This window comes from Cellulomonas taurus (assembly GCF_012931845.1).
In the GTDB taxonomy this organism is placed as follows: domain Bacteria; phylum Actinomycetota; class Actinomycetes; order Actinomycetales; family Cellulomonadaceae; genus Cellulomonas; species Cellulomonas taurus.
The window spans coordinates 1,850,684-1,875,786 of record NZ_CP051884.1 but is presented as its reverse complement, the minus strand read 5'-3'; the positions used below and the strand labels follow the sequence as shown (position 1 = coordinate 1,875,786).

The window sequence follows — 25,103 nt, the reverse complement described above, 5'->3', positions numbered from 1 at the left end:
CGTGGTCCACACCGTGGTCGCGCCCACCGCGTTCCCGGTGACACCAGGGCCTAGGGTGGGCTGCACGACAGATCGAGGGAGAAGAACATGGCTGGTCAGGAGCACGCACAGGGCGCCCGGCGCGAGGACGAGCCTGTCGACGGATCTGACGACTCCGGAGTCGCGAACGCCCAGGCGACCGCGCAGCAGCGGGACGCCGACGTGGACGCCCTGCTGGACGACATCGAGGACGTGCTGGAGTCCAACGCCGAGCAGTTCGTGCGCGGCTTCGTGCAGAAGGGTGGTCAGTGAGTGACCGGCCGCCTGCCCGCCGCCTTCACCACCCCCGGATCGTCCTCCTTCACCGAGTTCCTGGCCGGGTACGCGCCCGAGCTGCTGCCGGGCCGCGGGACGGCACTGCCGGTGGGTGAGATCCCGGCCGCCCCGCACGGCACCACGATCGTCGCGCTGGCCTTCGACGGCGGCGTGGTGATGGCCGGTGACCGGCGCGCCACGATGGGCTCCCAGATCGCCTCCCGGGAGATCGAGAAGGTCTTCCCGGCCGACGAGTTCTCCGCGGTGGGGATCGCCGGCACCGCCGGTCTCGCGGTGGAGCTGGTCCGGCTGTTCCAGCTGGAACTCGAGCACTACGAGAAGATCGAGGGCTCGTTGCTGTCCCTGGACGGCAAGGCGAACCGGCTGAGCACGATGATCCGGGGCAACCTCGGCCTGGCGATGCAGGGGCTCGCCGTGGTCCCGCTGTTCGCCGGGTACGACACCGACCGCACGATCGGCCGGATCTTCAGCTACGACGTCACCGGTGGCCGGTACGAGGAGCACCAGCACCACTCGGTCGGCTCCGGATCGGTCTTCGCCCGCGGTTCGTTGAAGAAGCTCTGGCGCCCCGGCCTGGACGCCGACCACGCGGTCCGGGTCGCGGTCGAGGCCCTGGTCGACGCCGCCGACGACGACTCCGCCACCGGGGGACCGGACGAGTCGCGCGCGATCTACCCCGTGGTCGCCACGGTCACCGCCGCCGGGTACCTGCGGGTGCCCGACACCCAGCTGGCGGCGACGGTGACCGAGGTCCTGGCAGCCCGCGCCGAGCAGCACCGGCAGCACCGACAGGATCGACAGGACGGAGCACAGCGATGAGCATGCCGTTCTACGTCTCGCCCGAGCAGTTGATGAAGGACCGGGCCGACTACGCCCGCAAGGGCATCGCGCGGGGCCGGTCCGTGGTGGTGCTCGCCTACGACGACGGGATCGCCTTCGCCACCGAGAACCCGTCCCGCGCCCTGCACAAGGTCTCCGAGATCTACGACCGGATCGCCTTCGCGGCAGTCGGCAAGTACAACGAGTTCGAGAACCTCCGGGTCGCCGGGGTGCGCTACGCCGACCTGCGCGGGTTCTCCTACGACCGCCGCGACGTGACCGCCCGCGGGCTGGCGAACGCCTACGCCCAGACCCTCGGCACCGTCTTCACCACCGAGTCCAAGCCGCTGGAGGTGGAGCTGGTGGTCGCCGAGGTCGGCGACGGCCCGGACGCCGACCAGATCTACCGGCTGTCCTACGACGGGTCGGTCACCGACGAGCAGGGCTTCGTGGTGATGGGCGGCCAGTCCGAGCGGCTGCGTGAGGAGATCGCCGGGCAGTGGCAGCCCGGGATGCCGCTGGCCGGGGTGCTCGACCTGGCGGTGCGGGTGCTGGGCGCACCGGCCGAGGGGGCGGATGCCGACGACCGGCGGGTGATCCCGGCGGCCCAACTGGAGGTCGCCGTACTGGACCGGACCCGGCCGCGCCGCGCGTTCCGCCGCCTCACCGGTCCGGTGCTCACCGAACTGCTCGGGGCGCAGTGATGGACCGGCGGATCTTCGGCCTGGAGACCGAGTACGGCGTGACCTGCGCCGCCGACGAGGGCCGGGGCCTGTCGGCCGACGAAGTCGCGCGGTACCTGTTCCGCAAGGTGGTCGCCTGGGGCCGCTCGTCCAACGTCTTCCTGCGCAACGGCTCCCGGCTGTACCTGGACGTCGGATCGCACCCGGAGTACGCCACCGCCGAATGCGACGACTGGCGGCAGCTGGTCACCCACGACCGTGCGGGCGAGCGCATCCTGGAGGGCCTGATCGCGGACGCCCAGGTGCGGCTGGAGCACGAGGGTCTGCCCGGGCGGATCCACCTGTTCAAGAACAACACCGACTCGGCCGGCAACTCGTACGGCTGCCACGAGAACTACCTGGTGCGCCGCCAGGGCGACTTCGCCCGCACCTCCGACGTGCTGGTGCCGTTCCTGATCACCCGGCAGATCCTCACCGGCGCGGGCAAGGTGCTCACCACCCCGCGCGGGGCGACGTTCTGCTTCTCCCAGCGTGCCGACCACATCTGGGAGTCGGTGTCCTCGGCCACCACCCGGTCGCGGCCGATCATCAACACCCGGGACGAGCCGCACGCCGACGCCGAGCACTTCCGGCGGCTGCACGTGATCGTCGGGGACTCCTCGATGTCCGAGACCACCACGATGCTCAAGGTCGGGGCGACCGACCTGGTGCTCCGGCTGATCGAGGCCGGGCTGCCGATGCGTGACCTCACCCTGGAGAACCCGATCCGGGCGATCCGGGAGATCAGCCACGACCTGACCGGCATGCAGCCGATCACCCTGGCGAACGGTCGGACCGTCACCGCGATCGACCTGCAGGAGGAGTACCTGGGCCGGGTGACCGACTTCCTGGCCTCGCAGGGGCCGGAGGCGACCACCCCGCAGATCGCCCGCGTGCTCGACCTGTGGGAGCGCGGGCTGCGGGCGCTGCGCACCGACGATCTCTCACTGGTCGAGCGCGAGCTGGACTGGGTGATCAAGTACCGGCTGATCGAGCGCTACCGGGCCAAGCACGGCCTCGACCTGAGCGACGTGCGGGTGCAGCGGATGGACCTGGCGTACCACGACATCTCCCGGACCGAGGGGCTGTACAACCTGCTCGCCCAGCGCGGCCTGGTCGAGCGGATCACCACCGACGTCGAGGTCTTCGAGGCGATGTCGGTCCCGCCGCAGACCACCCGGGCGAAGCTGCGCGGGCAGTTCGTGCAAGCGGCCCAGGAGGCGCACCGCGACTACACGGTGGACTGGGTGCACCTGAAGCTGAACGACCAGGCTCAGCGCACCGTGCTGTGCAAGGACCCGTTCCGCCATGTCGACGAGCGGGTGGAACGGCTGATCGAGTCGATGTGAACACCGGGTGCACACCGGCCCCTCACGCATGACCAGTAGGGTTGCCCGGTCGTGCAAGCTGGAGGAGAGAGGATCGACGTGCGCCGGATCGTGGCCCTGTGCGCCGCCGCCGTGCTGTTGCTCGCCGGATGCGGTGACAACGCGCCGGAGGACCCCGAGGTGGTGGTGACCGGAGAGGTCGACGCACCGCCCACGGTGACGTACCGCACTCCGCTCAAGGTCTCCGAGACCACCCGGGAGACCGTGTGGGAGGGCACCGGACCCGACCTGGTCGACGGTCGCCCGGTGCTGCTCGACTTCTGGCTGGAGAACGCGAACGACGCCAGCCTGGTCAAGGAGTCCTACACCTCCAGCCCGACCCCGCGGATGCTGACCGAGGAGGACCTGGGCAAGGACCTCTACGCCACGCTCAGCGGCCAGCAGGTCGGTGCACGCCTGGTGCAGATCTCCCCGGCCAGCAGCGCCTCAGCCACCTCCTACCCGACGGTCACCGTGCTGGACGTGCTGCCCACCCGCGCCTCCGGCGAGCCGGTCGCCCCCCGGGACGGGATGCCGGCGGTCACCCTGAGCGAGGACGGCGCGCCGACCATCACGCCGACCGGCACCGAGCCGCCCACCGACCTGACGGTCCAGCCCCTGATCCGCGGCACCGGCCAGCAGATCAGCGAGGGCGACGTGATCACCGTGCAGTACAGCGGCTTCACCTGGTCCGACGGTCAGGAGATCGACACCACCTGGACCTCCGGCAGCCCGCAGACCTTCACCCTCTCCGACGTGCCCGCCTGGTCCGAGGCGCTGCTGGAGCAGTCGGTCGGCTCGCAGGTCATGGTCGTGGTGCCGCCGTCCTACGCCCTCGGCGTCACCCAGTCCGAGGAGTTCGCCGGGCAGACCGTGGTCTTCGTGATCGACCTGCTCGCCACCCGCAGTCCGTCCGCCAGCCCGGCGCCCACCGCCGCACCCACCGAGGGAGAGTGACGTGTCCGTCGCACTGCGGGTGATCCCGTGCCTGGACGTCGACGCCGGCCGCGTGGTCAAGGGCGTCAACTTCGAGAACCTGCGGAACGCCGGTGATCCGGTGGAGCTCGCGGCGACCTACGACCGCAGCGGTGCCGACGAGGTCACCTTCCTCGACGTGTCGGCCTCGTCCTCGGACCGGGAGACCACCTACGACGTGGTGCGGCGCACCGCCGAACAGGTCTTCGTCCCGCTGACCGTCGGGGGCGGCGTGCGTTCGCCCGAGGACGTCGACAAGCTGCTGCGCGCCGGTGCCGACAAGGTCGGAGTGAACACCGCCGCCATCGCCCGGCCGGAACTGATCGGGGAGATCGCCGAGCGCTTCGGCTCCCAGGTGCTGGTGCTGTCCGTGGACGCCCGCCGGGTCCGGGACGGCGCCGCCACCGACTCCGGCTACGAGGTCACCACGCACGGCGGTCGCCGGGGCACCGGCATCGACGCGGTGGCGTGGGCCGCCCGCGCGGCGGAGCTCGGCGCGGGGGAGATCCTGCTGAACTCGATGGACGCCGACGGCACCACCGACGGCTTCGACCTGGAGATGCTCCGCGCCGTGCGCCGCGAGGTGCGCATCCCGCTGATCGCCTCCGGCGGCGCCGGGACCGTCGAGCACTTCGCGCAGGCAGCCGAGGCCGGGGCGGACGCGGTGCTCGCCGCCAGCGTCTTCCACTTCGGCACGCTCAGCATCACCGAGGTCAAGGACCACCTCCGCTCGCGGGGTTTCGCGGTCCGCTGACGCCGGGGGGGCGGCTCGGCGCATCCGGCCGCGGCTGCGCGCCGGACGCTCACCGGGGCAGGATGGGCGGATGCAACGCATCGGACTGACCGGGGGTATCGCGGCCGGCAAGTCGGTCGCCGCGGCCCACTTCGCCGGACTGGGTGCGGTGGTGATCGACTACGACCTGCTCTCCCGCGAGGCGGTCGCGCCGGGCTCCGCCGGCCTCGATGCCGTCGCCGCCGCCTTCGGCCCGCAGGTGCTGACCACCGACGGTGCGCTGGACCGCCCGGCGCTCGGCAGCATCGTCTTCGGCGACGACGCGGCGCGGACGACGCTCAACCACATCGTGCACCCGGTCGTGCGCCGACTGGCGGCGGAGCGGGAGGCGGCAGCGGCCGCCGCCGACCCGGACGCGGTGATCGTGCACGACATCCCGCTGCTGGCCGAGTCCGGCCGGGACGACTCGTTCCACCTGGTGATCGCCATCGTCGCGGACGTCGAGCTGCGGGTGCGCCGCCTGGTCGACGGGCGCGGACTGTCCGAGGCCGACGCCCGCGCCCGGATCGCCGCCCAGGTGTCCGACGACGTGCGGGTCGCCGCCGCGGACCTGGTGCTGGACGGCACTGGCAGCCCGGAGGACCTGCGTGCGCAGGTCGACGAGCTGTGGCAGCGGATCGCCGCCGAGCGGGAGGCCGAGCGCGGATGACCACGGTGCTCCTGACCGGCTTCGAACCCTTCGACGGCCAGCCGGTGAACGCGTCCTGGGCGGCGGTGCGCGAGGTGGCCGCCCTGTGGGCGGGGCCGTCGGACGTGGCGGACCACCTGCCCGCCGCGGAGCCGGGTGATGCAGCCGGGGAGGCTGGACCGGTGGCCGACGAGCGCTGCCACGACGCCCCGGAGAGCGGCTCGGGCGAGATCGCACCCGCCCCGAGGTTGATCGCCCGCATGCTCCCGGTGTCCTTCGCCCGGGCACCCCGCCGCCTCGCCGAACTGATCGCGGAGCACCGCCCCGACCTGGTGCTCTGCGTGGGCGAGGCGGGCGGACGCGCCCGGGTGTCCATCGAACGCGTGGGCATCAATGTCCAGGACGCCCGCATCCCGGACGAGGACGGCGCCCAGCCGGTCGACGTCCCGGTGGTCGCGCACGGCCCGGCGGCCCACTTCGCCACGCTGCCGATCAAGGCGGCGCTGCTGGCGGCCCGGGCGACCGGCGTGCCGGTGGAGGTGTCGAACACCGCGGGCACCTACGTCTGCAACACGATCGCCTACACGGTGGGCGACCTGGGGGTGCGGGGCGGGTTCGTGCATGTGCCGCGGCTGCCGGAGCAGATGCCGGCGGGTGCGCCCGCGATGGCGGCGAGGGACGCGGCTCGGGCACTCGCGGCGATCCTGGGCGCGGCGTTGAGCACCGCCGACGACGCGGTGGTCGCCGCGGGCGCGGAGCACTGATCGGCAGTGACTGGCGCTGACCAGCGCTGAGTAGCACTGACCCGTCGTGGACTGGGCTGCCAGCGCCGGTGTCAGACCCCGGACGTAGGGTCTACCCATGCGTCCCGTCACCGATCTCCAGCGCACCGTCGCCCCGTTCGAGGTGGTGTCCGAGTACACCCCCTCCGGTGACCAGCCGACCGCGATCGCGGAGCTGGCCGAGCGGATCACCGCGGGGGAGAAGGACGTCGTCCTGCTGGGCGCCACCGGAACCGGTAAGTCGGCCACCACGGCCTGGCTGATCGAGAAGCTGCAGCGCCCCACCCTGGTGATGGCGCCGAACAAGACCCTGGCCGCGCAGTTGGCGAACGAGTTCCGCGAGCTGCTGCCCAACAACGCCGTCGAGTACTTCGTCTCGTACTACGACTACTACCAGCCCGAGGCGTACATCGCGCAGACGGACACCTACATCGAGAAGGACTCGTCGATCAACGACGAGGTCGAGCGGCTCCGGCACTCGGCCACCTCCTCGCTGCTGACCCGGCGCGACGTGGTCGTAGTGGCGTCAGTGTCCTGCATCTACGGTCTGGGCACCCCGCAGGAGTACGTCGACCGGATGATCACGCTGAGCGTCGGCGACGTGATCGACCGCGACCAGCTGCTCCGCGACTTCGTGACCCAGCAGTACAGCCGGAACGACATGGCCTTCACCCGCGGCACCTTCCGGGTGCGGGGCGACACGGTCGAGATCATCCCGGTGTACGAGGAGCTGGCGATCCGGATCGAGTTCTTCGGGGACGAGATCGAGGCGATCCAGACCCTGCACCCGCTGACCGGTGACGTGGTCCGCAACGAGACCCAGGTGCACGTCTTCCCGGCCACGCACTACGTCGCCGGCCCGGAGCGGATGGAGCGCGCCATCGCCGGGATCGAGCTGGAGCTGGAGGAGCGCCTGGCCGAGCTGGAGCGGCAGAACAAGCTGCTGGAGGCCCAGCGGCTGCGCATGCGCACCACCTACGACATCGAGATGATGCGCCAGATCGGCAGCTGCTCCGGGATCGAGAACTACTCCCGGCACATCGACGGCCGCGCGGCGGGCACCGCGCCCAACACGCTGCTGGACTACTTCCCGGAGGACTTCCTCCTGGTGATCGACGAGTCGCACGTGACCGTGCCGCAGATCGGTGCGATGTACGAGGGCGACATGTCCCGCAAGCGGAACCTGGTCGACTACGGCTTCCGCCTGCCCTCCGCCACCGACAACCGGCCGCTGCGCTGGGAGGAGTTCGTCGACCGGATCGGCCAGACCGTGTACCTGTCGGCCACGCCGGGCAACTACGAGCTGTCCCAGTCCGACGGTGTGGTGCAGCAGATCATCCGACCCACCGGCCTGATCGACCCGGAGGTGGTGGTCAAGCCCACCCAGGGCCAGATCGACGACCTGCTGGAGGAGATCCGCACCCGGGTGGAGAAGGACGAGCGCGTGCTGGTCACCACCCTGACCAAGAAGATGGCGGAGGACCTCACCGACTACTTCCTGGAGAAGGGTGTCCGGGTCCGCTACCTGCACTCCGAGGTGGACACCCTGCGCCGGGTCGAACTGCTGCGGGAACTGCGGATGGGCGAGTACGACGTCCTGGTCGGCATCAACCTGCTGCGCGAGGGCCTCGACCTGCCGGAGGTGTCCCTGGTCGCGATCCTGGACGCCGACAAGGAGGGCTTCCTGCGTTCGGACACCTCGCTGATCCAGACCATCGGCCGTGCCGCCCGTAACGTCTCCGGCCAGGTGCACATGTACGCGGACAAGGTCACCGCCGGAATGGCCAAGGCCATCGAGGAGACCAACCGCCGCCGCGAGATCCAGATCGCCTACAACACCGAGCACGGCATCGACCCGCAGCCGCTGCGCAAGCGGATCGGCGACATCACCGACCTGCTGGCCCGGGAGGACGCCGACACCGCCGAGCTGCTCGGTGGCGCCGGGCGGCAGTCGTCGCGGGGCAAGGCACCGGTCCCGGGCCTCGGCTCCAAGGCGCCGACCACCGAGCGGGCCAAGCTCGCCGGTGCCGCCGCCGGTGAGCTGGGCGATCTGATCCAGGAGCTCTCGGACCAGATGCACGCGGCCGCCGCGGAGCTGCAGTTCGAGCTGGCCGCCCGGCTCCGGGACGAGATCTCCGGCCTGAAGAAGGAACTGCGACAGATGACGGCGGCGACCGCCTGACTCGAGGGAGCGCGTGATGGACGTCCAGATCGTGATCGACTGCCACGGCCCGCGCGCGCTCGGCGCGTTCTGGATCACCGCCCTCGGCTACGTGGAGGAACCGCCGCGACCGCCCTTCGGCTCCTGGGACGAGGCGATGGACGCCTGGGGGATCGGCCCGGACGGCGACCGTGACCCCGCCTACGCGATCGTCGACCCCGCCGGTCGCGGGCCGCGGATCTTCTTCCAGAAGGTGCCCGAGGCCAAGACGGTCAAGAACCGGCTGCACCTGGACGTGCGGTTCTCCGCCGAGCGCGGCATCGCACCGAGCGACCGGGCCGCCAAGCTCGCCGCCGCCCGCGAGCACGCGGCCACCCTGGTCGAGGCCGGCGCCACCGTGCTGACCGAGGTGGACGACGAGCGGGAGGGCGCCTGGGTGGTGCTCGCCGATCCCGAGGGCAACGAATTCTGTGTCACATGACACGCGCAGGTCAGCTCGTCGTTCTAGGACTGATGGCCTAGGCTGAGCGCGCTGTGGAGGGGAGTATCCCGTCACGGTGCCCCCGTCATCACGGTCGACTGCGTCGTCGGCCCGGGGTCACCGGCCCGTCAGGGTAGGGAGAGACCTCCGGTACTTCGTCAACCCCTGTACCGGAGGAAACATCCATGTCAGTTGACCTGTGGGTCTGGCTGGTCACGGGCGCCGCTGTGCTCGGCCTCGTCATCTTCGACTTCTACGCGCATGTGCGGACCCCGCACGCACCGACCTTCAAGGAATCGGCGATCTGGTCGGCGGTCTACATCGGCCTCGCCGTGGTCTTCGGCGTCGGCCTGGGCGCGGTGTGGGGCTGGGGACACGGCACCGAGTACTTCACCGGGTACGTCACGGAGAAGGCGCTCTCGGTGGACAACCTGTTCATCTTCCTGATCATCATGACCAAGTTCGCGGTGCCCCGGGAGTACCAGCAGAAGGTGCTGCTGGTCGGCGTGGCGATCGCGCTGGTCCTGCGCACCGTGTTCATCCTGGTCGGTGCCGCCGCCATCGAGCAGTGGTCCTGGGTGTTCTACATCTTCGGCGCGTACCTGGTGTACACCGGCATCAACCTGGCCCGGGAGAAGCACGAGCCCGGTGAGGTCGATCATGCGAGCGAACGCAAGGACGGCCTGACGGTCCGGCTGCTCAAGCGCGTGCTGCCCACCGTCGACGAGTACCACGGCGACCGGCTCACCACCCGGATCGACGGCAAGCGGTTCATCACCCCGATGCTGCTGGTGATGGCGGCCATCGGCTCCACCGACGTGATCTTCGCGCTGGACTCGATCCCGGCGATCTACGGCATCACCCAGGAGCCGTACATCGTCTTCACCGCGAACGCCTTCGCCCTGCTGGGCCTGCGCCAGCTGTACTTCCTGCTCGGTGGTCTGCTGGAGCGTCTGGTCTACCTGTCCCAGGGGCTGGCGTTCATCCTCGGCTTCATCGGCGTGAAGCTGGTGCTGCACGCCATGCACACCAACGAGCTGAGCTTCATCAACGGCGGCGAGCACTTCGAGTGGGCGCCGGAGATCCCCACGGTGGTCTCGCTGCTGGTGATCCTCGGCACCTTGACCGTCGCCACCATCGCCTCGCTGATCAAGACCCGTCGCGACGGCCGGGACGCCGAGGTCGCTACCGTGTCCGAGGACACCACCCCCGTCGCCAAGGAGAGCTGACCCACCCGCATGGATGTCTCCCCCCTGGTCTGGCTCGTCTCGATCGGCGCAGCACTGGCGATCCTGGTCGTGGACGTGGCGGTGGTCGGCCGACGACCGCACGTCCCGAGCACCGCCGAGTGCCTGCGGTACCTGGGGGTCTACATCGGATTGGCGTTGGTCTTCGCCGGTGTCGTCGCCCTGACCTGGGGGACGGCACCGGCGGGCGAGTTCGTCGCGGGCTGGCTGACCGAGTACTCGCTGAGCGTCGACAACCTGTTCGTCTTCCTGCTGATCATGACCCGGTTCGCCGTGCCACGGCAGTACCAGCAGACCGCCCTCCTGGTCGGGATCATCCTGGCGCTGGTGTTCCGGGGGATCTTCATCGCCCTCGGTGCCACGGTGATCGCGCACTTCTCCTGGGTGTTCTACCTCTTCGGCCTGTTCCTGGTTTGGACCGCGATCAAGGTCGCCCGGGAGGGCGTCGGCGACGAGGCAGGGGAGGACGACGACTACACGCCGCCCGCGCTGGTCCGGATCGTGCAGCGCGTGCTGCCGACCAGCGACCGGTTCGAGGGCGTGCACCTGACCGCGCGGGAGAACGGTCGCCGGGTGATCACCCCGATGCTGCTGGTGCTGATCGCGATCGGCGCCACCGACCTGCTGTTCGCCTTCGACTCGATCCCCGCGGTCTTCGGCGTGACCCGCGAGCCGTACCTGGTCCTGATGGCGAACGTCTTCGCGCTGATGGGGCTGCGCCAGCTGTACTTCCTGCTCGGTGGACTTCTGACCCGACTCCGCTACCTGAACATCGGCCTCGGTGTGCTGCTCGGCTTCATCGGCGTGAAGCTGGTGCTGCAGGCGCTGGCCGAGAACACGCTGCCGTTCATCAACGGGGGCCAGGAGGTCTCCTGGGCACCGGAGCCGCCGACCTGGGTCTCCCTGGTCGTGATCGTGCTGATCCTCGGCGTGACCGCGCTGACCAGCGTGGCGGCCGCCCGGCGGGACGAGCGACGGGCAGCTGTCGACAGCTGACACGCCCGGTGCGGCGCCTTTCCGGGATCGGCGTCAGGTCCGCGTCGCCTCTCGACGGGGTCGGTCTCAGCCCGCCCAGGGGCCGATCACGAGCTTCCACTCCCGCACGGTCGTCTCGGCGATCACCCCGGCCCGGGCGAAGGGGTCATCGGCCAGCAGGGCGTCCAGTGCCGCCCGGTCCGGAGCGTCGAACACCAGCAGCGCCCCCGGCTCCCCGTCGGTGTACGGGCCGGAGCCGTGCAGCTGCCCGCGTTCGGCGACCTGCTGCAGGTAGGCGCGGTGGGTGGGGCGGACCTCGTCCTGGAGGTCGGTGCGCTGGTCGTAGCGGTACTGCACGGCGTAGAGGCTCATGGCGTCACGCTACCCGCGGTGGCAGTCTGGACGACATGATCCTCACCGAGCAGCTGCTGGCCGACATCGCCGCCCGGGCGGCCGTCCACGACCGGGAGAACACCTTCCCGCACGACGACCTGAAGGACCTGCGGGCGGCCGGCTACCTGACTGCCTTCGTCCCGGCGTCGCTCGGTGGGGCCGACCTGAGCCTGGAGGAGGTGGCCCGGGAACAGGCTCGACTGGCGGGCGCTGCCCCGGCGACCGCGCTGTCGGTGAACATGCACCTGGTGGTCACCGGGATCGCTGCCCTGCTGCACCGCTCCGGCGACGACTCGCTGCGCTTCGTCCTGGAGGACGCGGCGGCGGGGGAGGTCTTCGCCTTCGGGAACTCCGAGGGCGGCAACGACCTGGTGATGTTCGACTCCCGGACCCGCGCCGAGCGGCAACCGGACGGCGGCTACCGGTTCACCGGGACCAAGATCTTCACCTCGCTCTCGCCCGCCTGGACCCGACTGGCGACCTTCGGCCGCGATGACTCCGACCCGACGAACCCGGTGCTGGTGCACGGCGTGGTCGCCCGCGAGGACGGTGGCACCAGCAGCAAGGACGACTGGGACACCCTCGGCATGCGCGCCACCCAGAGCTGCACCACCGTGCTGGACGGCGCCCTGGCCAAGCCCGAACGTCTGGTGCGCACCCTGCCGGTCGGCCCGAGCGCCGACCCGTACCTGCTCCGCCTGTTCCAGGTGTTCGAGATCCTGCTCGCGGCCGTGTACACCGGCATCGGCCGCCGCGCGTTGGAGCTGGGCATCGCCGCCGCGCACCGGCGCACGTCGATGAAGCGCGGTGGCGCCAGCTACGCCACCGACCCGGACATCCGCTGGCGGGTGGCGGACGCCGGGATCCTCCAGCACGGCATCGAGCCGCAGGTCTGGTCGCTGGCCCGCGACGTCGATCAGGGCGTCGAGCACGGTGCGCTGTGGTTCGCGCAGGTGGTCGGGCTGAAGGTGCGGGCCACCGAGACCGCCCGCGAGGTGGTCGACCGGGCGATCCGGGTCAGCGGCGGCGGCAGCTACTTCGCCGGGAACGAGCTCGGGCGGCTGTACCGGGACGTGCTGGCCGGGATGTTCCACCCCTCGGACGACGAGTCGGCGCACGCGACGGTCGCCACCGCCCTGCTCGGTCCGGCCTGAGCGTTCGCCCCATCCGACCGCGTCAGACGTTCGGGTCCAGCCCCGGCACCTGTTCGCACCACAACTGGCCGCCGGGCTCGATCCGGTTACCGCAGGTGTCCGCGAACGCCTGGTACCCGCTGCCCGGTCGGGCCGCCTCGTACAGATCGTCGCAGGACGTCCAGTCCCCGGCGGCGCACGCCTGGTACAGACCGTCCATCCGGGCGTCGTCACCCGGGTCGTTCACGCACCAGCGCGCGTCGTTGCCACGGTTGCCGCAGCTCGCCCCGAAGTCGAGGTAGGCGCTGCTGCTCGGCGACAGGGCGTACAGGTCGTCACAGGAGGTGAGATCACCCGCGTTGCAGGCGTCCCAAAGTCCGTCCAGCGTGCTGTCGTCGCCGTACCCGAGCGGGATCACGTTCCCGGTCCCGAGGTCGGTGCAGTACCCGCCGGCGTTCACCGCCTGCCGCCCGGCGCAACTGGACCCGAATGCCTCGTCGTCGGAGTAGCGCGGCGCGGCGAGGTACAGGTCGTCGCAGGACTGCAGGTCGCCGTCCGCGCACGCCGCCCGCAGCTCCGCGCGCTCGGTGTTGCCCGACGCGGTGGTGCCGAGCAGGACCAGCCCGATCAGCACGTAGAGGCCGACCTGCAGACTGCCCAGGATGATGCCGGTCAGGCCCATCCCGGAGCCGAGGCCGTAGCTGCGGCGCCGGTGCCGGATCGCGGAGACACCCAGCGCGATCGGCAGCGGCCCGAGTCCGACCAGGCCGGTGATCAGGGCGGCGGTGCCGCGACCGTCCCGGGGCGCGCGCACCGGGGGCGGGAAGGCCATCATCGGCGCCGGGGCGGGGTAGCCGGACATCGAACTCCTCGGGACGGGTGCGCGGCGACTCTACCGGTGCGACGACGGGCCGGTCCTGTTCACCGGCCCGTCGTCGCAGGTCACATCTCGTCGGCGCAGTACGCGTACTCCTCGGCGCGGTTGCCGCAGGTGATGCCGAACTGCTCGTACTCCGAGTCCCAGGGCGACTCCCAGGACAGGTTGTCGCAGGCGTCCGGGTCGCCGGCCTCGCAGGCGTCCCAGTAGGCGTCCAGGGTCGGGTCGTCGCCGTACGACTGGGCGTCCGGGTCGATGGCGCTGGAGTCGGTGGTGCCGGTGTCGTCGTCCGGGCCGATGCTCTGCAGCTCGCAGACACCGCCGGAGTCGGTGGTGGTGCCGCCACAGGTGGAGGCGAACTCCTCCTCCGGCGAGTTGATGTCGGCCTCCCAGTACAGGTCGTCGCAGGCGGACATCGAGCCGTCGGCGCAGTTGTTGTACAGGCGGTCGAGCTCGGCGCGCTCCTGGGCGTTCTCGTGGTTGATCGCCAGCGGGATCGCGATCGCCAGGGTCAGGTACAGCAGGGTCTGCAGCCCGCCGTAGATCAGACCGACGATGGCCATCCACTTGCCCTGGGTGGCGTTCTTCTTGGTGCGGCGCAGGCCGATGATGCCGAGCACCACAGCGGCCGGACCGATGCCGAGCACGGCGGTGACCAGCGAGGCGATCGAGGGGCCGTCCCAGCGCGAGCTCGACCCGGGGCCCGGGTAGGGGGCGTAGCCGGGGTAGCTGCCACCGGGTGCGCCGGGTGCCGGGTACCCGGGCTGGCCGTAACCCTGGCTGCCGGGCTGGCCGTAGCCGGGCTGCTGAGCACCGGGCTGGCCGTAACCCTGCTGCGGGGAGCCGTACCCCTGCGGCGCCGCACCGTAGGGCTGCTGGCCGTAGGCCGGTGCGCCATAGCCGGTGGACGAGGTCTCACCGGTGGTCGGTGCCTGGCCGTAGGGAGCCTGACCCGCCGCGGACTGGCTGGACGACGCTGCCTGGCCGTATCCGGTGGGCTGACCGTAGGAGGGTGCACTGGGGGCGTCGCCGGCGGGCTGACCGTAGGACGGCGCGCTCGGAGCCTCGCCGGCGGGCTCGCCGTAGCTCGGGGTCTCACCGCTGCCGGAGCCGTCACCCGAGGCCTGCGCCGCCGGTGTGCCGTAGGCGGCGGTCTGGTCGACGCCGGACTGCGGGGCGCCGTAGGCCGGGGTCCCGTACGCGGCCGTCTGCTCACCGCTGGGCTGCGCGCCGTAGCCCGGGGTTCCGTAGGCGGCGGTCTCCGGCGCGGCACTCGGCTGGCTCCACCGGGTGAACTGGTCGGTGCTCGCCTGGTCGGAGCCCGAGTCGGCGGTGCCCGACGACTCGCCGGTGTCGCTGGTCGGCCACTCGTGCTCCGGTGCTGGCTGCGACGAGCCCTCCGGACGGGTGCTGTCGTCGTCGGTCGACATGGGCTGTTCTCCTCGGGCACGGCGGGACTGAAACCGCGGACACTATGGCAGAACAGGCGAATCGGACACCATCCGAGACGATCACCCGATCGTGGTCGGCTCACCAGCCGCGCGCCCACCAGTCGGGCAGCGACCCCCGTTCGGCGCCGAGGGTGGTCGGCAGCCCGTGACCGGGATGCACCACGGTGGCGTCGTCGAACCGGGCGAACACCCGCTGCTCCAGGTCGGTCATCAGCGTGCGGAAGTCCTCCGGTGTCCGGGTCCTGCCTGGTCCGCCGGGGAACAGCGAGTCACCGGTGACCAGATGGGTCAGCCCGTCGTCCGGATCGGTCCAGGCCAGGGCGATCGACCCGGGGGTGTGCCCACGCAGGGCGATCACGGAGATCGTGAGCGCACCCACCGTGAGGCGGTCCCCGTCGGACAGCGGGCGGGGGAGCGGAACCCCGGCCGCCGCGGCGACGGCCGCCGCATCCGGTGCCCCGGCCCACGAACCGACGCCGGTCGCCGTCAGCACCTCGGCCAACGCACCCAGGTGGTCGCCGTGCCGATGCGTGGTCACCACCCCCACCGGCTCGGTCGCCCCCAGCAGTGCGAGCACCCGATCAGCCTCCGCCGCGGCGTCCACCAACAGTCCGGCGCCGGTCGCCGTGCACTGGATCAGGTAGATGTTGTTGTCCATGGGCGCCACGGCCACCGAGGCGATCATCGCCGCGCCTCGGCCCGGTCGTGCTGGTGGACCGCCCGGACGAACGCCAGGTGGGACAGTGCCTGCGGCAGGTTGCCGATCATCCGGCCGCCCTCCGGGTCGTACTCCTCGGCCAGCAGCCCGAGGTCGGTGGCGATGCCGGTCAGGGTGCGCAGCACCTGTTCGGCCCCCGCGACGTCACCCTGTCGGGCCAACGCGTCCGCCAACCACCCCGAGCACGCCAGGAAGGGGTGCTCGGTGCCCGCGAGCCCGTCGTCGGCACGGTCGGTCCGGTAGCGCAGCAGCAGGCCCGGCGCGATCTCCAGCTCGGCGCGGACGGCCCGTACGGTGCCGATCATCCGCGGATCGTCGGCCGGGAGGAACCCCACCTGGGACAGCTGCAACAGGGCGGCGTCGGTGTGCCGGACCCCGGCCGACTGCACGAAGCTGCCCAGGTCCTCGTCCCACCCCCAGTCGAGGACCTCGGCCCGGATCTCGTCCCGCACCCGTGCCCAGCGCTCGACCGGCCCGGGCAGCCCGTGCTCGGTGACCGCGTGCACCGCCCGGTCGAGCGCCGCCCAGGCCATCACGGCGGAATGGGTGAACCGGCGCGGAGCGCCCCGCACCTCCCAGATGCCCCGGTCCGGCTCGCGCCACGTGCCGATCAGCGCCTCGACCAGGTGCGACTGCAGCGACCACGAGTCGGTGCTCTCGGCGATCCCGCACTGCCGCGCGAGGTCCAGGGCGCACATCACCTCGCCGAGGACGTCGTTCTGCACCTGACCCACCGCGGCGTTACCGACCCGGACCGGGCGCGACCCGGCGTAGCCCGGCAGGTGGTCGAGCTCGTGCTCGGCCAGGTCACGGCGACCGTCGATGCCGTAGACGATCTGCAGGTCCGCCGGGTCCCCGGCCACCGCACGGAGCAGCCACTGCCGCCAGGCCTGCGCCTCCTCGCGGTAGCCGTGTTCCAGCAGTGCCTGCAAGGTCATCGCCGCGTCCCGCAGCCAGCAGAACCGGTAGTCCCAGTTGCGTTCGCCGCCCGGGTCCTCCGGCAGCGAGGTGGTGGCCGCCGCGACGATCCCGCCGGTGTCCCGATGGGTGAGCAGCCGCAGCACCAGCAGCGAACGCACCACCTCTTCCCGGTACGACCCCCGGTAGTGGCTGCGCCGTGCCCAGCGACCCCAGCCGTCGACGGCGTCGTCCAGGGCGGTGGCCTCGTCGGTGGGCCGGGGCGCCGGCTCCCAGGAGGGCGTCCACAGCAGCGACCACTGGGCCTGCTCCCCGGCGTCCAGCGTGAAGTCGTCCTGGTGCACGTGACGTTCGGCGTCCGCCACCGGCAGCCGGTCGCCCCGCAGCAGCAACCGGTCCGGCCCGGCCACCGCCTGGATCGCCCCCGGCACCCGGTGCACCCAGGGCTGGACCGCGCCGTAGCCGAACCTGACCACCCACTCGTGCCGGAGCCGGACCGCGCCCTCGATCACCCGGACCCGCCGCACGATCTCCGCGCCGTGCTCGCGGGTCGGCAGCGCGTCGGTCAGCACCGCGGTGCCGGTGGGGGTCCGCACCGTGGTGTCGAGCACGAAGGAGTCCCCGCGCCAGGCCCGGGTGATCTCGGTTGCCTCGGGTGCGGTCAGCAGCCACCGTCCGTGCTCCTGGTCACCGAGCAGGGCGGCGAAGCACGCGGCGGCGTCGAAGCGCGGCGGACACCACCAGTCGATCGATCCGGTGCGGGACAGCAGGGCCGCCGTCCTGCCGTCGCCGAGCACCGCGTAGTCGCCGATGGGAGTGAACGTCATGCCGCCATGGTGCACCGACGTGACCGGTCACACCGTTCGAACGGGTGTGCGAGTGTCAGTGGGTCGCCTTACGATGCTGGACGTGAATGATCGACTGGTGGTCCAGGGGGCCAGAGAGCACAACCTCCGCAACGTCGACCTGGACCTCCCGCGCGACAAGCTGGTGGTCTTCACCGGCCTGTCCGGGTCCGGGAAGTCGTCGCTGGCCTTCGACACCATCTTCGCGGAGGGCCAACGCCGGTACGTCGAGTCGCTGTCCGCCTACGCGCGCCAGTTCCTCGGGCAGATGGACAAGCCGGACGTCGACTTCATCGAGGGCCTGTCCCCGGCGGTGTCGATCGACCAGAAGTCCACCAACCGCAACCCGCGGTCGACGGTGGGCACCATCACCGAGGTCTACGACTATCTGCGGTTGCTGTTCGCCCGGGCGGGCACCCAGCACTGCCCGGTTTGCGGGGAGCGGGTGACCGCCCAGACCCCGCAGCAGATCGTCGACCGCCTGCTCGAACTGCCCGAGGGCACCCGGTACCAGGTGCTCGCGCCGGTGGTGCGCGGGCGCAAGGGCGAATACGCCGACCTGTTCACCGAGCTGCAGGCCAAGGGCTTCGCCCGGGTGCGGGTCGACGGGGAGGTCGCCCAGCTCTCCGCGCCGCCGACACTGGAGAAGAAGCTCAAGCACGACATCGAGGTGGTCGTGGACCGCCTGGTCTCCCGGGAGGGCGTGCAGCGCCGACTCACCGACTCGGTGGAGACCGCGCTCGGCCTGGCCGAGGGCCTGCTGGTGATCGAGCTGGTCGACGCGGACGCCGACGACCCGGACCGGTTCCGCCGGTTCTCGGAGAAGCGCGCCTGCCCGAACGACCACCCGCTGTCCCTGGACGAGATCGAGCCGCGCACCTTCTCCTTCAACGCGCCCTACGGCGCCTGCCCGGAGTGCACCGGCATCGGCTCCCGCCTGGAGGTGGACCCCGAGCTGGTCATCCCGGACGAGGACCTGTCCCTGGCCGAGGGCGCGGTCGCCCCGTGGACCCTCGGCTCGGCCGACTACTTCCAGCGGGTGCTCGGCGCCCTGGCCGACGACCTCGGTTTCTCGATGGACCAGCCCTGGCGGGCCCTGCCGCAGCGGGCGAAGGACGCCGTGCTGCACGGCAAGGACCACGAGGTGCACGTCAAGTACCGGAACCGCTGGGGCCGCGAGCGGCAGTACTCCACCGGCTTCGAGGGGGTCATCACCTTCCTGCACCGGCGGCACGAGGAGACCGACTCCGAGTGGTCGAAGGAGAAGTACGAGGCGTACATGCGGGAGGTGCCCTGCCCGGTGTGTCAGGGTGCCCGGCTCAAGCCCGAGGTGCTCGCGGTCAAGGTGGGTGGCAAGTCCATCGCCGAGGTGACCAACCTGCCGGTGGGGGAGGCGCGCGAGTTCCTCACCGCGCTGCAGCTCGGGGTGCGCCAGGCACAGATCGCCGCGCAGGTGATGAAGGAGATCGACGCCCGACTCGGCTTCCTGCTGGACGTCGGACTCGACTACCTCAGCCTGTCCCGCCCGGCGGGCACGCTCTCCGGCGGTGAGGCGCAGCGGATCCGGCTCGCCACCCAGATCGGCTCCGGCCTGGTCGGCGTGCTCTACGTGCTGGACGAGCCGTCGATCGGCCTGCACCAGCGGGACAACCGCCGCCTGATCGACACCCTCACCCGGCTGCGCGACCTGGGGAACACCCTGATCGTGGTCGAGCACGACGAGGACACCATCCGGGCCGCCGACTGGATCGTCGACGTCGGCCCGGGCGCGGGGGAGCACGGCGGCCGGGTGATCCACTCCGGCGACTACGCCGGTCTGCTCGCCGCCCCGGAGTCGGTGACCGGCGCCTACCTGTCCGGCCGTCGTTCCATCCCGATGCCGGCCCAGCGCCGCAAGATCGACACCAAGCGTCAGGTCAAGGTGCTCGGTGCCAAGGAGAACAACCTCCGCAACATCGACGTCAGCTTCCCGCTCGGTGTGTTCACCGCGGTGACCGGTGTCTCCGGCTCCGGCAAGTCGACCCTGGTGAACTCGATCCTGTACACCGTGATGGCGAACGAGCTGAACCACGCGCGGCGGGTGGCAGGTCGACACAAGCGGGTGACCGGCCTGGACCAGCTGGACAAGGTGGTGCACGTCGACCAGGCGCCGATCGGTCGCACCCCGCGTTCCAACCCGGCGACCTACACCGGCGTCTGGGACCGGGTCCGCAAGCTGTTCGCGGAGACCACCGAAGCCAAGGTGCGCGGCTACACCGCCGGACGCTTCTCCTTCAACGTCAAGGGCGGTCGCTGCGAGGCGTGCTCCGGTGACGGCACCCTGAAGATCGAGATGAACTTCCTGCCGGACGTCTACGTGCCCTGCGAGGTCTGCCACGGCGCGCGGTACAACCGGGAGACCCTGGAGGTCCACTTCAAGGGCAAGACGGTCGCCGACGTGCTGGACATGCCGATCGAGGAGGCGGCCGAGTTCTTCGCCGCCGTCCCCGCGATCAGCCGGCACCTGAAGACGCTGGTGGACGTCGGTCTCGGCTACGTCCGGCTGGGTCAGCCCGCCACCACCCTGTCCGGCGGCGAGGCGCAGCGGGTCAAGCTGGCCACCGAGCTGCAGCGCCGGTCCACCGGCCGCACGGTCTACGTGCTGGACGAGCCGACCACCGGCCTGCACTTCGAGGACATCCGCAAGCTGCTGGCCGTGCTGCAGTCGCTGGTGGACAAGGGCAACAGCGTGATCGTGATCGAGCACAACCTCGACGTGATCAAGAACGCCGACTGGCTGATCGACATGGGCCCCGAGGGCGGTTCCGGCGGTGGCGTCGTGGTCGCCCAGGGCACCCCCGAGCACGTCGCCACGGTCGAGGCCAGCCACACCGGCCGGTTCCTCGCCGAGGTGCTCGAGCAGTCCGACGAGGCCGTCAGCGCCTGAGCGTCGCCCGCACGGCCCGCCGGTTCCCTGGTACCCGGCGGGCTGTGCGTCACTCCGCGGTGGCGGGCACCGGCTCGATGCGCACCGGGAAGTTCACCGACCGCGCGATGAAGCAGTGTTCGTGCGCCCGTTCGTGCACCTCCGCCAGTCGGACGTCCACCTCCGGGCCGACGTCCCCGCGCAGCAGCACCCGGGGGCGCAGCACCACATCGGTGAACGCCCCGTGCCCGGCCGCCTCCACCCGCATGGTCCCGGTCGCCCGGTCCTGGTAGTCGACCACCACGAACCCGTCCGCCCCGGCCAGGTGCAGGAACCAGAGCATGTGGCACTGCGACAACGAGGCCACCAGCAGGTCCTCCGGCGTGTGCCGACCGGGATCGCCCCGGAAGGCGGCATCGGCCGACCCGGCCAGCACCGGCTTGCCCGCCACCCGGATCTCGTGGTCCCGGGAGTAGGCGGTGTACCCGGTGGTGCCCTCCGTCCCGGCACCGGTCCAGATCACGTCCACGTCATAGCTGTGCAGGAGCCCCATCACGACACCGTAGGGGGTGGCCCGTGCACCGGCATGTCACCACCTCTGCTTAGGCTCATCCCATGGCTGATCCCGCGACCTACCGTCCCGCGCCCGGGGAGATCCCGGACCAGCCCGGGGTGTACCGGTTCCGCGACGAGCACGGCCGGGTCATCTACGTCGGGAAGGCCAAGAGCCTGCGGCAACGACTGAACTCGTACTTCCAGGACGTGGCCGGCCTGCACCCCCGCACCCAGGCGATGGTGACCACCGCCTCGTCGGTGCAGTGGACCGTGGTCGGCACCGAGGTGGAGTCCCTGGCGCTGGAGTACTCCTGGATCAAGGAGTACGACCCGCGGTTCAACGTGAAGTACCGGGACGACAAGTCCTACCCGTACCTCGCGGTGACCCTGGCGGAGAAGTTCCCCCGGGTGCAGGTGATGCGCGGAGCCAAGCGGCCCGGAACCCGGTACTTCGGCCCCTACGCGCACGCCTGGGCGATCCGGGAGACCGTCGACCTGCTGCTGCGGGTGTTCCCGGTGCGCACCTGCTCGGCCGGGGTGTTCAAGCGCGCGGCGCAGCAGGGTCGCCCGTGCCTGCTCGGGTATATCGACAAGTGCTCGGCCCCTTGCGTCGGCCGGATCAGCCAGGAGGATCACCACGTCCTGGCCGAGGAGTTCGCCGACTTCATGGCCGGCGACACCGCGCGCTTCACCCGGCGGCTGACCGCCCGGATGAAGGAGGCGGCCGCCGAGCAGGACTACGAGCGGGCAGCCCGGTTGCGGGACGACATCGCCGCCCTGCAGCGCGCGACGGAGAAGAACGCCGTGGTGCTGTCCGACGGTACGGACGCGGACATCTTCGCCCTGGCCGGTGACGAGCTGGAGGCGGCGGTCCAGGTGTTCCACGTCCGGGACGGCCGGATCCGCGGTCAGCGCGGCTGGGTGGTGGAGAAGGTCGAGGACGTCACCGACGCGGACATGGTCGAGCGACTGCTGCAACAGGTGTACGGCGAGGCCGAACCCGGCGTCACCGGCACCGTGCCCCGCGAGGTCCTGGTGCCCACCCTGCCCGCGGACGTCGAGCAGGTGCAGACCTGGCTGTCCGGGCTGCGCGGTTCCCGGGTCCAGGTCCGGATCCCGCAGCGCGGTGACAAGCGCGAACTGGCCGCCACCGTCCTCAAGAACGCCGAACACGCCCTGGCGCTGCACCGCACCCGCCGCGCCGGTGACCTGACCACCCGGTCCCAGGCGTTGCAGGAGATCCAGGAGGCCCTGGGCCTGGCATCGGCGCCGCTGCGGATCGAGTGCTACGACGTCTCGCACAACCAGGGCACGTACCAGGTCGCGTCGATGGTGGTGTTCGAGGACGGCCTGGCCCGCAAGAGCGAGTACCGGCAGTTCACCATCCGCGGTTCCGAGGGCGACGGCGCCCGGGACGACACCGAGGCGATGCACGAGGTGATCACCCGGCGGTTCCGGCGCTACCTGGCCGAGCGCGAGAAGGCCGGTGACCTGGAACTCGGCCTGGGGGAGGACCAGACCGCCGAGGCGCTGGCCGACGCCGACCTCGGCGAGGTGCGCAGCGGACCGGTCGACCCGACCACCGGCAAGCCGCAGCGCTTCGCCTACCCGCCGAACCTGGTGGTGGTCGACGGCGGCCCGCCGCAGGTCGCCGCCGCCCGGAAGGCGCTGGACGAGCTCGGCATCGACGACGTCGCCCTGTGCGGCCTCGCCAAGCGGCTCGAGGAGGTCTGGGTGCCGGACGACGACTACCCGGTGATCCTGCAACGTTCCTCGGAGGGTCTGTACCTGCTGCAGCGGCTCCGGGACGAGGCGCACCGGTTCGCGATCACCGCGCACCGGCGCAAGCGGTCCAAGGGGATGACCGTCTCGGTGCTGGACGACGTGCCGGGTCTCGGCCCGTCCCGCGCCGCGGCGCTGCTCCAGCACTTCGGCTCGGTGAAGCGACTGCGTGCCGCCACGGCGGAGGAGATCGCCGCGGTGCCCGGCATGGGTCCCAAGACGGCCGAGGCGGTGGTGACGGCCCTCGCGAGCCCGGCCGCCGCACCGGTGACACCGCCCCCGGCGGCATCGTGACCGACGACTGGCATGCTGGACCCATGAGCGACGAGATCTCGCCGATCACGGTCCCGCACGGCATCCCCGCGATCGAGGCGGCGACCACGGCCCCCCGTATCACCGAGCCCCACCTGATCATCATCACCGGCATGTCCGGTGCCGGCCGGACCCGGGCCGGGGCGGTGCTGGAGGACATGGGCTGGTACGTCGTCGACAACCTGCCGGCCCAGATGCTGACCCACATGGTCGGGATGCTGACCCACGGCGGGCCGCCGTCCGCGGACCTGCGCCTGGCGGCGATCGTCGACGTCCGGGGCCGGGAGTTCTTCCCGAACCTGCTCGAGGTGCTGGCCCAGCTGCGCGAGTCCGGCGTCGACTACAAGATCCTGTTCCTGGACGCCTCGGACGAGGTCCTGGTCCGGCGCTACGAGCAGGTCCGCCGTCCGCACCCGTTGCAGGGCGACGGCCGGATCACCGACGGCATCACCGCCGAGCGCGATCTGTTGCAGGACATCCGGGAACGCGCCGACCTGCTGATCGACTCCTCCGAGACCAATGTGCACGAGCTGGGCCGACTGGTCCGCGAGGCTGTGGCCGGGTCCGAGGAGGAGCAGCTGCGGATCAACGTCACCTCCTTCGGCTTCAAGTACGGGCTGCCGCTGGACGCCGACCACGTGGTGGACGTCCGGTTCCTGGCCAACCCGTACTGGATCACCGAGCTGCGGCACATGTCCGGCCGCGACGCCCCGGTGCGCGACTACGTGCTCGGCCTGCCCGGCGCGCTGACCTTCGTCGAGCGTTACGTCGACGCGTTGGAACCGGTGCTCGCCGGGTACCTGGCGGAGGAGAAGCGCTACGTGACCATCGCCGTCGGCTGCACCGGTGGCAAGCACCGGTCGGTGGCGATCAGCGAGGCGATCGCCGAACGGCTGCGCCAGCGTGGTCAGCGGGTGACCGTCGCGGCCCGGGACCTGGGTAAGGAATGACGCCGCCGGCCTTCGTCGCACTCGGCGGCGGCCACGGACTGAGTGCCACGCTCTCGGCCCTGCGCCGGCTCACCGACCGGATCACCGCGGTGGTCACGGTCGCGGACGACGGTGGGTCCTCGGGTCGACTGCGCGACGAGCTGGACGTGCTGCCCCCCGGTGATCTGCGGATGGCGTTGGCGGCGCTGTGCGAGGACTCGGACTGGGGCCGCACCTGGCGCGACGTCCTGCAGCACCGCTTCACCTCCGCCGGTGACCTGGACCAGCACGCGGTGGGCAACCTACTGATCGTCGCGCTGTGGGAGCTGCTCGGCGACACCGTCGACGGCCTGGACTGGGTCGGACGGCTGCTGGACGCCAAGGGCCGGGTGCTGCCGATGGCCGCCGTGCCGCTGGCGATCGAGGCCGACGTCCGGCATCCGGACGGCAGCGCCGGACGGGTCCGCGGCCAGTCCAAAGTCGCGGTGACCACCGACCGGATCGCCCAGGTGCGGCTCACCCCCGAGCGCCCGCCGGCCCTGCCCGAAGCGGTCCAGGCGGTGCGGGACGCCGACTGGGTGGTCCTGGGTCCGGGCTCCTGGTACACCTCCGTGATCCCGCACCTGCTGGTGCCCGAGCTCGCCGACGCGCTGCTGACCACCACCGCCCGGCGGATCGTCGTGCTCAACCTCTCCCCGGAGTCCGAGACCGCGGGGATGGGTCCCTGCGAGCACCTGGACGCCCTGCGCGACCACGCGCCCAACCTGCGACTGGATGCCGTGATCGCCGACCCGGGTGCGGTCGAGGACGTCGACGAGCTGGCCGAGCGGACCGAGGGCTTCGGCGGGCGACTGCTGCTGCGTCAGGTGCGGCGCGGCGACGGCACCCCCACCCACGACGCCCTGCGGCTGGCGGCCGCGATCAGCGACGTGGTCCAGGACTTCCTCGGTGATGTGGGCAACCCCGCCCGTAGAAGCACGCAACCCGGCCCGGGCACCGGCCGGGGAATGGCAAGATGAC

Annotated in this window: 23 protein-coding genes; 17 read left to right on the top strand and 6 right to left on the bottom strand. The window is 71.3% G+C overall.

The genetic code is table 11. The features are described from left to right. Positions 1-87 precede the first annotated feature (87 nt). The 12 genes from HGK68_RS08765 to HGK68_RS08705 all read left to right on the top strand — a co-directional run bounded on the left by HGK68_RS08765 (position 88) and on the right by HGK68_RS08705 (position 11,286). Positions 88-291, top strand: a complete 204-nt coding sequence (locus tag HGK68_RS08765; RefSeq protein WP_169165619.1) for a ubiquitin-like protein Pup — start codon at positions 88-90, stop codon at positions 289-291. Next, positions 292-1,134: a proteasome subunit beta gene (gene prcB, locus HGK68_RS08760; RefSeq protein ID WP_169165618.1), complete on the top strand. Its 843-nt coding sequence runs from the start codon at positions 292-294 to the stop codon at positions 1,132-1,134. Further along, entirely contained in the window at positions 1,131-1,838 is a 708-nt protein-coding gene (gene prcA, locus HGK68_RS08755; RefSeq protein WP_169165617.1) for a proteasome subunit alpha, read from the top strand. Before prcB ends, prcA begins: the two co-directional genes overlap by 4 nt. Further along, a complete protein-coding gene (pafA, locus tag HGK68_RS08750; RefSeq protein ID WP_169165616.1) occupies positions 1,838-3,205 on the top strand; it encodes a Pup--protein ligase in 1,368 nt (455 codons plus the stop codon). The genes prcA and pafA overlap by 1 nt, the downstream gene beginning before the upstream one ends. Positions 3,206-3,256: 51 nt before the next feature. Further along, complete coding sequence (locus tag HGK68_RS08745) at positions 3,257-4,180, top strand: FKBP-type peptidyl-prolyl cis-trans isomerase (RefSeq protein ID WP_246260227.1); 924 nt, start codon at positions 3,257-3,259, stop codon at positions 4,178-4,180. A gap of 1 nt (position 4,181) precedes the next feature. Next, entirely contained in the window at positions 4,182-4,952 is a 771-nt protein-coding gene (hisF, locus tag HGK68_RS08740; protein WP_169165614.1) for an imidazole glycerol phosphate synthase subunit HisF, read from the top strand. 70 nt (positions 4,953-5,022) lie between these two features. Then, positions 5,023-5,640 (top strand): dephospho-CoA kinase, encoded by a 618-nt coding sequence (gene coaE / locus HGK68_RS08735; protein ID WP_169165613.1) that lies wholly within the window; start codon positions 5,023-5,025, stop codon positions 5,638-5,640. Beyond that, on the top strand, positions 5,637-6,383 hold the full coding sequence (locus HGK68_RS08725) for a pyroglutamyl-peptidase I (RefSeq protein WP_246260225.1): 747 nt from the start codon (positions 5,637-5,639) through the stop codon (positions 6,381-6,383). The genes coaE and HGK68_RS08725 overlap by 4 nt, the downstream gene beginning before the upstream one ends. A 97-nt stretch (positions 6,384-6,480) precedes the next feature. Beyond that, entirely contained in the window at positions 6,481-8,583 is a 2,103-nt protein-coding gene (uvrB, locus tag HGK68_RS08720; protein ID WP_169165612.1) for an excinuclease ABC subunit UvrB, read from the top strand. Between the two features lie 16 nt (positions 8,584-8,599). Continuing rightward, on the top strand, positions 8,600-9,043 hold the full coding sequence (locus tag HGK68_RS08715) for a VOC family protein (protein ID WP_169165611.1): 444 nt from the start codon (positions 8,600-8,602) through the stop codon (positions 9,041-9,043). Between the two features lie 185 nt (positions 9,044-9,228). Further along, the gene (locus HGK68_RS08710; RefSeq protein WP_169165610.1) at positions 9,229-10,272 is read left to right on the top strand and encodes a TerC family protein; all 1,044 of its coding nucleotides are present in this window, start codon (positions 9,229-9,231) and stop codon (positions 10,270-10,272) included. A 9-nt stretch (positions 10,273-10,281) separates the two neighbouring features. Continuing rightward, positions 10,282-11,286 carry a TerC/Alx family metal homeostasis membrane protein gene (locus HGK68_RS08705; protein ID WP_169165609.1) on the top strand — a complete coding sequence of 335 codons (1,005 nt, stop codon included), beginning with the start codon at positions 10,282-10,284 and terminating at the stop codon, positions 11,284-11,286. Between the two features lie 66 nt (positions 11,287-11,352). Here HGK68_RS08705 and HGK68_RS08700 read toward each other — a convergent pair whose 3' ends face one another. Further along, positions 11,353-11,637, bottom strand: a complete 285-nt coding sequence (locus HGK68_RS08700) for a YciI family protein (protein ID WP_169165608.1) — start codon at positions 11,635-11,637, stop codon at positions 11,353-11,355. A gap of 35 nt (positions 11,638-11,672) precedes the next feature. Between HGK68_RS08700 and HGK68_RS08695 the strand changes: the two genes are divergently transcribed. Then, positions 11,673-12,812: an acyl-CoA dehydrogenase family protein gene (locus HGK68_RS08695; RefSeq protein ID WP_169165607.1), complete on the top strand. Its 1,140-nt coding sequence runs from the start codon at positions 11,673-11,675 to the stop codon at positions 12,810-12,812. 22 nt (positions 12,813-12,834) lie between these two features. Here HGK68_RS08695 and HGK68_RS08690 read toward each other — a convergent pair whose 3' ends face one another. The 4 genes from HGK68_RS08690 to HGK68_RS08675 form a co-directional block, all read right to left on the bottom strand. After that, the gene (locus HGK68_RS08690; RefSeq protein WP_169165606.1) at positions 12,835-13,653 is read right to left on the bottom strand and encodes a DUF4190 domain-containing protein; all 819 of its coding nucleotides are present in this window, start codon (positions 13,651-13,653) and stop codon (positions 12,835-12,837) included. Between the two features lie 80 nt (positions 13,654-13,733). Further along, positions 13,734-15,098 (bottom strand): DUF4190 domain-containing protein, encoded by a 1,365-nt coding sequence (locus HGK68_RS08685; protein WP_169165605.1) that lies wholly within the window; start codon positions 15,096-15,098, stop codon positions 13,734-13,736. Positions 15,099-15,198: 100 nt separating this feature from the next. Beyond that, entirely contained in the window at positions 15,199-15,792 is a 594-nt protein-coding gene (locus HGK68_RS08680; RefSeq protein WP_246260223.1) for an MBL fold metallo-hydrolase, read from the bottom strand. An 8-nt stretch (positions 15,793-15,800) separates the two neighbouring features. Next, positions 15,801-17,582 (bottom strand): glycoside hydrolase family 15 protein, encoded by a 1,782-nt coding sequence (locus tag HGK68_RS08675; protein WP_169165603.1) that lies wholly within the window; start codon positions 17,580-17,582, stop codon positions 15,801-15,803. Positions 17,583-17,655: 73 nt separating this feature from the next. Here HGK68_RS08675 and uvrA point away from each other — a divergent pair, with 73 nt between their 5' ends. After that, entirely contained in the window at positions 17,656-20,526 is a 2,871-nt protein-coding gene (gene uvrA / locus HGK68_RS08670; protein ID WP_206155726.1) for an excinuclease ABC subunit UvrA, read from the top strand. Positions 20,527-20,575: 49 nt separating this feature from the next. Here uvrA and HGK68_RS08665 read toward each other — a convergent pair whose 3' ends face one another. Further along, positions 20,576-21,058: an OsmC family protein gene (locus HGK68_RS08665; RefSeq protein WP_169165602.1), complete on the bottom strand. Its 483-nt coding sequence runs from the start codon at positions 21,056-21,058 to the stop codon at positions 20,576-20,578. A gap of 62 nt (positions 21,059-21,120) precedes the next feature. Here HGK68_RS08665 and uvrC point away from each other — a divergent pair, with 62 nt between their 5' ends. The 3 genes from uvrC to HGK68_RS08650 are packed head-to-tail and all read left to right on the top strand — an operon-like array spanning position 21,121 to position 25,102. After that, a complete protein-coding gene (gene uvrC, locus HGK68_RS08660) occupies positions 21,121-23,136 on the top strand; it encodes an excinuclease ABC subunit UvrC (protein ID WP_169165601.1) in 2,016 nt (671 codons plus the stop codon). Positions 23,137-23,159: 23 nt separating this feature from the next. After that, positions 23,160-24,104, top strand: coding sequence for an RNase adapter RapZ (gene rapZ, locus HGK68_RS08655; RefSeq protein WP_169165600.1), 945 nt, complete (start codon positions 23,160-23,162; stop codon positions 24,102-24,104). Beyond that, entirely contained in the window at positions 24,101-25,102 is a 1,002-nt protein-coding gene (locus HGK68_RS08650) for a gluconeogenesis factor YvcK family protein (protein ID WP_169165599.1), read from the top strand. The genes rapZ and HGK68_RS08650 overlap by 4 nt, the downstream gene beginning before the upstream one ends. Position 25,103: the final 1 nt, after the last annotated feature.